At 38.1% G+C, this 12083-nt stretch carries 12 protein-coding genes; 8 read left to right on the forward strand and 4 right to left on the reverse strand.

Annotated elements, in window-relative coordinates; genetic code table 11:
* Window positions 1-34 precede the first annotated feature (34 nt).
* The 5 genes from KGF34_RS01860 to sigK all read left to right on the forward strand — a co-directional run bounded on the left by KGF34_RS01860 (window position 35) and on the right by sigK (window position 4349).
* Window positions 35-196, forward strand: a complete 162-nt coding sequence (locus KGF34_RS01860; RefSeq protein WP_176781154.1) for a hypothetical protein — start codon at window positions 35-37, stop codon at window positions 194-196.
* Between the two features lie 6 nt (window positions 197-202).
* Window positions 203-1078 (forward strand): leucine-rich repeat protein, encoded by an 876-nt coding sequence (locus tag KGF34_RS01865; RefSeq protein ID WP_252559643.1) that lies wholly within the window; start codon window positions 203-205, stop codon window positions 1076-1078.
* An 87-nt stretch (window positions 1079-1165) separates the two neighbouring features.
* A complete protein-coding gene (locus KGF34_RS01870) occupies window positions 1166-1906 on the forward strand; it encodes a hypothetical protein (protein ID WP_252559644.1) in 741 nt (246 codons plus the stop codon).
* Window positions 1881-3569, forward strand: a complete 1689-nt coding sequence (locus KGF34_RS01875) for an ABC transporter ATP-binding protein (RefSeq protein ID WP_252559645.1) — start codon at window positions 1881-1883, stop codon at window positions 3567-3569. Before KGF34_RS01870 ends, KGF34_RS01875 begins: the two co-directional genes overlap by 26 nt.
* An 84-nt stretch (window positions 3570-3653) precedes the next feature.
* Complete coding sequence (sigK, locus tag KGF34_RS01880) at window positions 3654-4349, forward strand: RNA polymerase sporulation sigma factor SigK (RefSeq protein ID WP_186934886.1); 696 nt, start codon at window positions 3654-3656, stop codon at window positions 4347-4349.
* 41 nt (window positions 4350-4390) lie between these two features.
* On the opposite strand, the gene KGF34_RS01885 is transcribed toward sigK, so the two are convergent.
* The 4 genes from KGF34_RS01885 to rnhA all read right to left on the reverse strand — a co-directional run bounded on the left by KGF34_RS01885 (window position 4391) and on the right by rnhA (window position 7239).
* Window positions 4391-4561, reverse strand: a complete 171-nt coding sequence (locus KGF34_RS01885; RefSeq protein WP_022234881.1) for a hypothetical protein — start codon at window positions 4559-4561, stop codon at window positions 4391-4393.
* Window positions 4562-5109: 548 nt separating this feature from the next.
* The gene (gene nifU / locus KGF34_RS01890) at window positions 5110-5538 is read right to left on the reverse strand and encodes a Fe-S cluster assembly scaffold protein NifU (protein ID WP_022234882.1); all 429 of its coding nucleotides are present in this window, start codon (window positions 5536-5538) and stop codon (window positions 5110-5112) included.
* 15 nt (window positions 5539-5553) lie between these two features.
* Window positions 5554-6753 carry a cysteine desulfurase NifS gene (gene nifS / locus KGF34_RS01895; RefSeq protein ID WP_022234883.1) on the reverse strand — a complete coding sequence of 400 codons (1200 nt, stop codon included), beginning with the start codon at window positions 6751-6753 and terminating at the stop codon, window positions 5554-5556.
* Window positions 6754-6795: 42 nt separating this feature from the next.
* Window positions 6796-7239 carry a ribonuclease HI gene (rnhA, locus tag KGF34_RS01900; protein WP_022234884.1) on the reverse strand — a complete coding sequence of 148 codons (444 nt, stop codon included), beginning with the start codon at window positions 7237-7239 and terminating at the stop codon, window positions 6796-6798.
* Between the two features lie 509 nt (window positions 7240-7748).
* Here rnhA and KGF34_RS01905 point away from each other — a divergent pair.
* Genes KGF34_RS01905 through rplI form a run of 3 tightly spaced genes read left to right on the forward strand, consistent with a single transcriptional unit; the run spans window position 7749 to window position 12079 of the window.
* Entirely contained in the window at window positions 7749-9632 is a 1884-nt protein-coding gene (locus tag KGF34_RS01905) for a ribonuclease J (RefSeq protein WP_252559646.1), read from the forward strand.
* A gap of 29 nt (window positions 9633-9661) precedes the next feature.
* Window positions 9662-11614, forward strand: coding sequence for a DHH family phosphoesterase (locus tag KGF34_RS01910; protein WP_252559647.1), 1953 nt, complete (start codon window positions 9662-9664; stop codon window positions 11612-11614).
* An 18-nt stretch (window positions 11615-11632) separates the two neighbouring features.
* Window positions 11633-12079 carry a 50S ribosomal protein L9 gene (gene rplI / locus KGF34_RS01915; protein WP_022235189.1) on the forward strand — a complete coding sequence of 149 codons (447 nt, stop codon included), beginning with the start codon at window positions 11633-11635 and terminating at the stop codon, window positions 12077-12079.
* The last annotated feature ends 4 nt before the right edge of the window (window positions 12080-12083 follow it).

The following is a 12083-nucleotide window of genomic DNA, read 5'->3' on the forward strand; positions in this document are numbered from 1 at the left end:
GCCTTGCCGTTAAAATACTTATGGAGGTATTTGAATGAAAAACAAAAAGTTTTATTCTTCACCTGAAGTTGAAGTAACTAAATTCTCATTTGAGAATATTCTCGCTGACAGTGAGAATGATGATGTTGAATTGCAAAGAATTAAACAGAGCAACCCTGATGTTATTGCTACTGATGGTGCTGATGTAGAATGGTAATTTGTTATGAAAACTAAAAAATTCGTAAGAATTGCAAGTGTTATGCTTGTATTAATATTCACAATGTCTGCTGTTGTATCTGCAAATGCTGCAACTTTTTTTGAAGAAAGCGGTTTTAAATATTTGCCGACAAGCGATTTCAATTGCAGAATTTACGGATATACAGGCACTGATAAAAATGTGTCAGTTCCAAACAAACTTTCTTCCTTTACCGTATTGGAAATTGCCGATTCTGCTTTTATGAATAATAAAGATATTGAATCTGTATCATTTGCAAACGCTAAGGCAATCGACGCTATAGGCGAGTTTTCGTTTGCGGGCTGTACATCTTTAAAATCAGTCAATATTCCGAGTACACTTGATAAAATCGGTTATGCCGCATTTATGGGCTGTACTTCTTTGACATCTGTAAATATCAGTTCTAATATTTCAGAAATTAAAGGACAGACTTTCCAGAACTGCACTTCTTTAACAGAGTTTACCGTTCCTAATTCTGTCGGTACAATTTCGGATTTTTCATTTGCAGGCTGTACCTCTCTTGAAAAAGTCGTTATTCCGAAAACAGTTAAAAATATTTCTGACAAAGCATTTTTGAATTGCGATAAACTTACAATTTTCGGTTATACAAATTCTTATGCTGAAACTTATGCAGAGGAAAACGGAATTAACTTTGTTGCACTTGACAAAAAAACTTTGTACGGCGATGTTAATCTTGACGGCAAGATAGATGTTAATGATGTAACACTTCTTCAGCGTTACATTGCAGGTGAGTCTGTATTAACAGATGACGCTGTTAAGGCTGCCGACTTTAACAAGGACAGAATTATTGATGTAATTGATGCTACAGCAATTCAGACATTTATCGCTCACGGTCAAAACTAAATTATTAAACTTAAGCACAGGTGGCAACATCTGTGCTTTTTCTTGCTTATTTTTAGATTTTGTTATATAATAAAATTTGGTGATGTTATGCCGATTTACAAAATTGCTGATATTATAAGCGATATAAGACCTAAATTTCCGACATTTGAAAAAAATGCAAAGAATTATGAGTATTCGGGCAACGAACCTGCTCAAATTAAACTTGCAGTCAAAGAAGATTTTCTGCGTGAAAAATACAACGAGAATATGCTCTTTTCTATCGGTGAATTGGAATGTATTTTTATGTCAGATGTTTTCAATAAAAAAATTCTGAAATATAATGCAATATTTCTCCATTCGTCTGCAATCCTTTATAAAGGCAAAGCGTATCTTTTTTCTGCCGATTCGGGAGTGGGCAAGTCAACGCACACAAAACTGTGGATAAAAAAATTCGGCGCTGAAAATGTACAGATAATCAATGATGATAAACCGATTATCAGATTTATTGACAACGATTGGTATGTGTACGGTTCGCCTTTTGACGGTGGAACGGGGATAAATAAAAATATCCGTGCAAAACTCGGCGGCATTATTTTTCTTGAAAGGGCAGAGGAGAACAGTATTGAAGTCCTTGACAAAAACAGTATTTTTTCAAGAATATATAAAAATACGATTAAATTTTCTCTTGATGATGAATATGCGGGATATATGTTAAATACGGCTGATAAGTTGATTAAGGAAAATTATTTCTATTTGCTAAAATGCAATATGAATATTGAAACGGCGGAAATTTGCGAAAAATTTTTACTGACAGGAGATAGCTATGGAAAAGCTGAAAAAAATACTTGATTCCGAAACCAATAAGTGGATAGTAAAAAAAGCCAAACCACAGATTTTCGGTATTATAATTATGTCTGTTATTTTCGGCGGAATGGCATATCTCGGTGTTGCGGTCGCTACTTTGTCGAGGGGTATTGTGGATTCGGCGGTTAACTCTGATGTCGGCGGAATTGTGTATTTCGCAATTATACTTATTTCACTTACGATCGCACAGCTTGTCATAAGAATTATAAGTAAGGTGCTGACTTTCAATGTATCGTCAAAACTTGAAATTTCTATAAAACAAGATATTTTCGATAATATTATCAGAAAAAAATATAATGAGATTTCAAGCATACACACCGGCGAACTACTTAACAGAATAACAAGCGATGTGTCGGTTTTAGTCAGTTCGATTATTTCTATAGTGCCGAATATGGTGTATTTTATCGTAAAATTGGTTGGTGTTTTTGTTGTACTGTTTGCTATTGATAAAACTTTCAGCCTTGTTTTTGTTTTCGGCGGTGCGCTGATGTTTGTTGTTGTGCTGCTTTTTAAGTCAAAAATGAAAACATTGCATAAGGCGGTACAGGAATCTGACGGTAAGACAAGGTCGTTTTTTCAGGAGATTTTTTCAAGTCTGCTTGTGGTAAAAGTTTTTGGCGCTGAAAATAAGGTGTCTGAAAATGCTATGAATTTGCAACAGAATAATTTTAAAATAAAACGAAAAAGAAATTATATCTCTATAGTTGCCACAACCGGATTTTCTTTTATATTTGCCCTCGGATATATGTATGCTTTAATTTGGGGTGCTTTTGCAATCAGCGACCATACCATTACATACGGTGTATTGACTTCTATGCTTGCGCTTGTGTCGCAAATTCAAGGCCCTGTTCGTGGTATCAGCAGTATTTTGCCGTCATATTATTCTGCTCTTGCAAGTGCGGAGCGACTTATGGATATTGAAAATCTCGATAATGAAGATGTGGTAAATAATTCTGCAATCGATACCGAAAAGCTGTATGATAAGACAGAAAAAATAGTTTTTGATAATATTACTTTCAGCTACGGCAGGGAAAATGTGCTTGAAAATACAAGTCTTGTGCTAAAAAAAGGTGATTTTGCATTGCTTGCGGGAATTTCGGGAATAGGCAAAAGTACGCTTACAAAGCTTTTGCTTAATGTAATTTCACCCGATAAAGGCGAGATTTATCTTTCACTTTCAAACGGAGAAAATGTGTTTGTCGATAAAAATATAAGATGTATGTTTTCGTATGTACCGCAAGGTAATTTTCTGCTTTCGGGTACAATCAGAGATAACATTGCATTTGTGTCAAATAATCCCGATGACGAGAGAATTATTGAGTCTGCGAAAATTGCCTGTGCTTATGATTTTATAAACAGATTGCCAAATGGACTTGATACTGTCGTGGGTGAGAACGGAAAGGGCTTGTCGGAGGGTCAGATACAAAGAATTGCGATTGCGAGAGCGGTTTACTGTAATTCTCCGATTATTATTTTTGATGAGGCAACCTCGGCACTTGACGCCGAAACAGAAGTTCAACTGCTTAAAAATCTTAAAACACTCAAAGATAAAACTTGTATTTTGATTTCTCATAAAATGGCGGCAAAAAAAATTTGCAACAAAGAAATTGTAATTAAGAATAAAAAAATTATTTCTTACGATATTTAGGTGGGTACAAGCAAAATCTCACTCCTGACTGAATACTTATAATTAGGTATAAATCCGATTATATGCATTGTCAGGGGTGATTTTTTGATTGAATTAATTAATTTTCTGGGGCAGTACCTTTGCTTTTTTATTCTTCATATCTGCGGAAACGGCTCTTTTCCAAAACCTCTTTCCGAAAAAGAGGAGCACGAGTATCTTGTGCGGAGTGCAAAAGGGGATATAGAGGCGAGAAATATTCTTGTTGAACATAATTTAAGGCTTGTGGCACACATTATAAAAAAATATTACGGCAATCAGAGTGAACAAGATGATCTTGTGTCAATCGGCACTATCGGACTTATAAAAGCGATAAATACCTATGACATAAGCAAAAAAATTAAGCTTTCAAGTTATGCGTCACGATGTATCGAGAATGAAATATTAATGCATTTCCGTAATGCTAAAAAGACGGCGCAGGATATTTCACTCAACGAAGCGATTGACAGCGATAAGGACGGAAATCCACTGACTTTGCTTGATATAATGGCAGTTGATGACAATATACTTGAGCAGATTGATTTTCAACTCAACAGTAAAAAGCTCAGTCAGTTTATTAACGAAGAACTTTCACCAAGGGAAAAAATGATAATTGTTATGCGCTACGGACTTGACGGGAGTGAGCCGCTTACGCAGAAAAAGATTGCACAGAAACTGAATATTTCCCGTTCGTATGTAAGCAGAATTGAAACCAAGGCTTTAAAACTTTTACGAAAACGCTTTGATAACAGTTCAAATTTGTAAATTATTTTAAAGAAAAAAGGCGGTCGAAAGACCGTCTTTAGTTATGAGCCTATGCTGTTGATGAGGTTTTGCATTTCCTGTTTGGATGAAACATTGTGCGCTTTTTCAAGCACGATTTCTTTTTCGTCTTTTTCCATTTGAGCAAATTTTTGCATTGCACTTTCATTTTTTGCAAGTGCATTTACAAAGCCTAACGGCATATCTTTATACATTTTTCATCACCGATATTATTATTTTCAGTTTTGAAAATAATATTCATTTAGATAAATTGTTGTTTAGCGAAATGATTTACCAAACAATTATAAAAGTTTGTTCGACCTTTTCAAAGGTCGTATTTGTGGGCAAAGCCCACAAATACTTTCCGTTTATGTAATCTAACGATAGCCAAACAGCTCGCTGCTTGGCGGCTTGAACACAACGGCGATGCGATAGCAACAAGAAAGCCATTCGTTATATAATGAAAAGTTAATCATTTCTTTTATAAAAGGCTGTCGCCTGTTTTAACAAAACTTAGTTTTAGCACGCAAACAGCGTGGCTGTTTGCGCCTGATAAATTGTTATATCGGAAGATTTTATGGGCGCTGCCCAAACCCGCAATTTTTGAAAAAATTGAGTAAACTTTTTTGTTTTTTGGGAGGATAATTTAGCGTTAGCTAAATTTTAATGCCCGACCGACACTCCGCTAAATTATAATTTATCTCAACTTTTGATAAAGAAACAACAAAAAAGGACAGGCACAAAGCCTGTCCTAAAATTTTGATTAATGGCAATGACAATCGTCGCAGTCGCCGATTTCACCTACGATAGGAGTTGGGTCGATACCGTTTCTTTTGTAGTAGTCTGCAAGAGCAGCCTTGATAGCCTGCTCGGCAAGTACAGAACAGTGAACCTTTACAGGCGGAAGTCCGTCAAGAGCCTCCATAACTGCCTTGTTTGTAAGTTTTAAAGCCTCATCAATAGATTTACCCTTGATAAGCTCTGTTGCCATACTGCTTGTAGCAATAGCTGCACCGCAACCAAAAGTTTTGAACTTAACATCTACAATAGTGTTGTCCTTAACTTTGATATACATTTTCATAATGTCGCCACATTTTGAGTTACCAACTTCACCGATGCCGTCGGCATCAGGAATTTCACCAACATTTCTTGGGTTGGCAAAGTGGTCCATTACCTTTTCTGAATAAGCCATAACTAAGCCTCCTGTTTATTTATTAAGGGCTTCTTGAGCCTCTTGCTTTTTAATTTTTTCCCAGAGAGGTGACATATTTCTTAAGTATGTTACAACCTGCGGAATAACCTCGAGCATATAGTCAACATCTTCGTCTGTAAGCTCTGCTGAGAAAGAAAGACGCATACTGCCGTGTGCGATTTCGTGAGGAAGACCGATAGCGAGAAGAACATGGCTTGGGTCAAGGCTGCCCGAAGTACAAGCTGAACCCGAAGATGCCGAAATTCCGTTCATATCAAGTCTTAAGAGCAGGCTTTCGCCTTCAATGCCCTCAAAGCACATATTTACATTACCGGGTAAGCGGTGAACTCTGTCGCCGTTTACTCTTGAACGCTCAATTTTGAGGAGTCCGTCAATAAGTCTGTCACGCAATTTTTCAAGATGCTCTCTTCTTTCGTCCATTGTGTCAACGGCTTCCTGAAGAGCTGCGTCAAGACCTACTACTCCCGCAACATTTTCTGTACCGGCTCTTTTATTTCTTTCCTGAGCACCGCCGTCAATTAAATTCTCTAATCTGATACCTCTTCTTACATAGAGAAGTCCGATGCCCTTAGGTCCGTGTAATTTATGAGCAGTCATTGAAAGCATATCAATATTCTGCTCCTGAACATTTATTTTTACATAGCCGGCAGCCTGAACAGCGTCGGTATGGAAAATTACTTTGTGCTTTTTGCAAATTGCTCCGATTTCGGTAATTGGCTGGATAGTACCGATTTCATTGTTTGCATACATAATAGATACAATAGCTGTATCTTCTCTGATAGCGTTTTCTACATCTTCGGGGTGAACAATACCGTTTTCGTACACATCAAGGTAAGTTACCTCAAAGCCCTCTTTCTCAAGAGTCTGGCATGTGTGAAGAATAGCGTGATGCTCAAACTTAGAAGTGATAATGTGTTTTTTGCCTTTTGCCTTAAGGGCTCTGCAAACGCCCTTTAATGCCCAGTTGTCAGATTCACTGCCGCCTGAGGTGAAGTATATCTCATTAGCATTAGCAGCACCAAGGTTTTTTGCTATATTTTCTCTTGAGTTTTCAAGAATTTCCTTGGCTTTACCGCCTATTCTGTAAAGGCTTGACGGGTTGCCGTAGTACTCGGTGAGTACAGGCATCATTTTTTCAAGCACTGTAGGCGATATAGCTGTTGTAGCGGAGTTGTCTGCATAAATATATCTCATACTTGATAATCTCCTATCTATATCTATATAAAAATCGGTCAGTCAGGCTTTTGAAAACTTGTGCGCCTCGGCAACCGCCAAACGGTCGCAGCGCTCGTTTTCGGGATGTCCTGCGTGACCTTTTACCCATACAACATCAACATTATGAATGTCACATAAAGACAGCAGCTTGTCCCAAAGCTCGGGATTAAGCGCTTTTTCTTTTTTGTTGCGCATCCAACCGTTTGCTTTCCATTTTTTAGCCCAACCGAGCTTTAATGCGTTGCAAACATATTGAGAATCGCTGTACAGAGTTACATTGCAAGGCTCTTTAAGGAGTGAAAGCGCACCGATTACGGCACTAATTTCCATACGGTTGTTTGTGGTGACGGCTTCTCCTCCCGAGATTTCTTTTTCGTGCTCATTATATCTCAAAATCGCACCCCAGCCACCGGGTCCCGGATTGCCGCTGCAAGCTCCGTCTGTAAAAATTTCAACTTGTTTCATTTGCAATTCTCCTTAGCTGATGTTCAACCTATATTATAATACGCAAAATCACCAAATGCAACCATATTTTATGTTTATTTTTTCAATTTAATTATATTATTTACGGAATTTATTAAATCATAATTCTTAATTTTAAAATCTTCCGTAATTATGATTTTAAAATTCAAATATTGAGCATACTAAAATAGAAATATATGGAATGTTTACTTAAATGTAATATTAAAATTGTCTTTTAATTCTTTAACACGCTTGACATTGCTCTTTGATTTGCGGTACAATAAAGAAGATTACAATTAGGATTTAATCTGTATTAAATACGGATTCAAAATATATTTATACTATATATAATAATTAATATTTCATTTTGCTGATATGACCGTTTTATATCAGAACTTTGTATTTATTACGAATTTTCAGGCTTTATATTTTGATACATACAAAAGGAATTTATGCCTGTATTGTGTGAAATGTTAATTTTAATAAATTTTAAGAAATATGGAGGTAAATTTGTGAGTACAGAATTTAAGTACGATAATCGAAGAAAAAGCAACAGCTACAATAAGTACTCAAAAGGTAAAAAAAATTACGGATGGTCTTCTTACAAGCCGTCGCAGGGCAAGGGAGCGTCCGAATCTTTTAAGGGAGGTACTTTTAAGGGCGGTAATAAAAATTTTAAATATTCAAAGAATTACCGCAAAAAGCCTTATCAAAAACAGTTTAAACCGATTAAAAACAAGCCGTCTGTAAAGATTGCTTTCCTTGGAGGGCTTAACGAAATCGGCAAGAACATTACAATGATTGAGTGCGAGAACGATATAATTCTTGTTGACTGCGGTATGGCTTTCCCTGACGGAGATATGCTTGGTGTTGACCTTGTTATCCCTGATTTTACTTATATCGAACAAAATCAAGACAAAATCAGAGGTATTGTGCTAACTCACGGTCACGAAGACCACATCGGCGGACTTCCGTTCTTACTTGGCAGAGTGAATATTCCGATTTACGGAACTGCGCTTACTCTCGGACTTGTAGGCAACAAACTCAAGGAACACAGCCTTTATAATGAGTCAAGCCTTAACAGAGTTAATGCAGGCGAAACGATTAAACTCGGCTGTATGAGCGTTGAGTTTATCCATGTAAACCACTCAATTCCTGATGCGGTTGCATTTGCTATCCGCACACCCGCAGGCACAATTGTGCATACAGGCGACTTTAAAATTGACTGCACACCTATTACAGGCGATATGATTGATTTGTCGGCTTTTGCCCGTGTAGGCGATGAGGGCGTATTGGCTCTTCTTGCTGAAAGCACAAACGCAGAGCGTCCCGGTTACACACAGACCGAACGCACGGTTTCGGATAGTTTTGACAATCTTTTCAGAAGAGCGGAGCACGACAGAATTATTATTGCTACCTTTGCTTCAAATGTAAACAGAGTACAGCAGATTATTAATTGTGCGGAAAAATACGGAAGAAAAGTAGCTTTTTCTGGCAGAAGTATGGTCAATTATATGGCTGTAGCAAGCGAGCTCGACTATCTTAGCGTGCCTGAAAATATTTTAATTGACCTTGATATGCTTGACAGATACCCGAGAGAGCAAATTGTTCTTGTTACTACAGGCAGTCAAGGCGAACCGATGAGTGCGTTGTCAAGAATGGCATATTCAGACCACCGCAAAGTTATGGTCGGCGAGGGTGACTTTATTATCATTTCTGCCAATCCTATTCCCGGTAACGAAAAAACAGTCGGAAATGTTGTTGACGAACTCCTCAAAAAGGGCTGTAAGGTCGTTTACGAATCAATGTATGAAGTTCATGTTTCGGGACATGCTTGTCAGGAAGAACTTAAGATTATTCATAAACTTGTAAAACCGAAGTACTTTATCCCTGTTCACGGCGAGCAAAAGCACCTAAGAAAACACGCCGATCTTGCTATGTTCCTCGGTATGGACAGAAAAGATATTTATATCGGCGATGTCGGCAGCTGCATTGAAATCAACGAAAACTATATGAAAGAATTGCCTGCCGTACCTGCGGGAAAGGTATTTGTTGACGGTCTTGGAGTAGGTGATGTCGGAAGTATTGTACTTCGTGACAGAAAGCACCTCGGACAGGACGGACTTATCATTATCGTTGCATCTCTCGATGTTTATGACGGTCATGTTATCAGCGGCCCTGATATTGTATCAAGAGGCTTTGTATATGTTCGTGAGAGCGAGGGTTTGCTTGACGAGGTAAGACAGGTTGCAAACAACATTCTTGAAGATTGTGCAGACAACAACATTCATGAGTGGGGTATAATCAAGAACAGAATTAAAGATGATGTTTCCAAACTTATCTCACAAAAAACACGCAGAACCCCAATGATTCTTCCGATTTTACAGGAAGTATAATTAAAAATCTACGAAAGGAAGGGTTTGAATTGAAGAAGAAAAGTTTTACGACTATGCCGACATTTGTTATATTTTCGGTTGCAATGCTTGCTATGTCTTTTGCATCGTACAGCTATGACCCGATGCTTTGCTACATTGAGATTGCCGTGTCGGTTGTAACCGCAGGTATAGTTGTCGTTTCGACCCTTCGCTTTCGTAACTATATAGCTGCCACCGTTCGCAGTACAGCCGAGAAAATCAATGGATTTAATCCCGAATTTCTTGATAAATACAAAATTCCCGTCACGGTGCTTGGTGCAGAGGGCGAGATAATTTGGAGCAATACAAGGTTCAGAAAGCAGTTCTGCAACGGTAAAAATCCCGAAGGCGATATGATTTCGCCTTACATAGGCGGCAAGAAAATAACAGATGTCGCCGACCACGAAACATTTGAAACCGCCTGCAACGGCAATGAATTTGTAGGCTTAGTCATCTCTACAAACGAGGGATATGTTTGTTATTTTGTGGAGAATACATATTACAAGCAAATTATGCGTGAGTACAATGCAACCCGTCCTTGTGTAGCGATTATTACTTTTGATAACAGCGATGACTTTTCAAACGAATCCGATGAAATTTATTCCGAGGTTTCTCTGAATGTTCAGTCGTTCTTGCAGAGATGGGCGAACGAGTATAACGCTTTGTTTAAGATAATCGGCAATAACCGTTATATGATTATCTTTAAAGAAACCGATGTTGATAAACTTGTTGAACAAAAGTTCCCAATATTACAGGAAATTCACGGCATAAAAGCGGGTCAGCATACCGCTACGGTATCTATCGGTTTGTGCAGAGGCATAAACTCTCTCAAAGACAGCGAAACCAATGCGAGAAAGGCGCTTGATATGGCGCTTGGCAGAGGCGGAGATCAGGTTGCTATTATAAGCAACAATATTTACGAATTTTTCGGAGGTACTTCCGCTACTTCCGAAAAGGTCAGCAAGGTGCGCATGCGTGTTATTGCAAATGCAATCAAGCGTACGATAAACGATTGCGATAAAGTTTTTGTTATGGGGCACAGATTTTCTGACCTTGACTGTATCGGTGCGGCTATCGGTATGCAGTCGGTTATGGAAAAATCTTTTAATCTGTATTCAAAAATAGTTGTTGATAAAACAAAAACTATGGCTGAAAAGCTGATTGATTATGCAGAGAAAAACATAGGAAAAGATATATTTATTACCCCCGATGAGGCAATGAAACAGGTTACACCAAAGACTTTGCTTATCATTGTTGATACTCATTTGAGAAATTCTCTTGAAAGCCCACAGCTTTACGATGAATGTAAAAAGGTCATTGTTATTGACCATCATCGCAGAGCGGTTAATTATATAGATAACGCACTTGTTTTCTGCCACGAGCCGTTTGCTTCGTCTGCGTGTGAAATGTGCAGCGAGATTATCAGCTGCATTGATGATAAAGCAATCGGATATGCACAGGCGGACGCTTTGCTTGCGGGCATTATGCTTGATACCAAGAATTTTGTTTTAAAAACAGGTGTAAGAACCTTTGAGGCAGCCGCATATTTGAGGAGAAGAGGCGCTACTACAATCAATGTAAAGCAGATGTTCTCCGATTCAATTGAAACTTACCGTGAAAAAGTAAGCATAGTATGCGATGCAAAAATATACAGAAACTGCGCAATTTCAATCGCAAAGGGCGCTGACGGTGATGTAAGACTTGCCTCTGCGCAGGCAGCAGACGAATTACTCACGCTTGAAAATGTAAAAGCCTCTTTTGTAATTTATGAAAGCGGTGGTAAAATTTGTATTTCTGCACGCAGCTTTGGCGCTGTAAATGTGCAGATTATTATGGAAAAGCTCGGCGGTGGCGGACATCAGACAATGTCGGCTACACAGCTTAGTGATATAAATAAAGAACAGGCTCTCAAGATGCTTATCGAAGTTATAGATACAAATCTTGAGGATGCAAGTTGTAAATAGCAGAAAGGAACGATAATTATGAAAGTAATACTTTTGCAGGATGTTAAGGCACTTGGCAAAAAAGGCGACCTTGTAAATGCTTCTGACGGATATGCAAGAAATTTTCTTCTTCCTAAGAACCTTGCAAGAGAGGCAAATGCACAGGCTATGAATGAATATAGAAACGCTGAAAACTCAAAGAACTTTAAGATTGCTACCGAGAAAAAGCAGGCAGAGGGTTATAAAGCACAGCTTGAGGGCAAAACCTTTGAGATGAAAGCAAAAGCAGGTCAGGGCGGCAAACTTTTCGGCAGCATTACCGCAAAGCAGGTTGCCGAGGAAATCAAAAAACAGTATAATATCAACATAGACAAGCGTAAGGTTGTTCTTGAAAGTGATATTAAAGAATTCGGTTCTTACAAAGCCGATGTAAAACTTTATTCGGGTATTGTTGCAAACATTACCGTTAAGGTATCAGAGGCTTGATTTT

The sequence above is a fragment of the Ruminococcus sp. FMBCY1 genome, assembly GCF_023921805.1.
Classification (GTDB): domain Bacteria; phylum Bacillota; class Clostridia; order Oscillospirales; family Acutalibacteraceae; genus Ruminococcoides; species Ruminococcoides intestinale_A.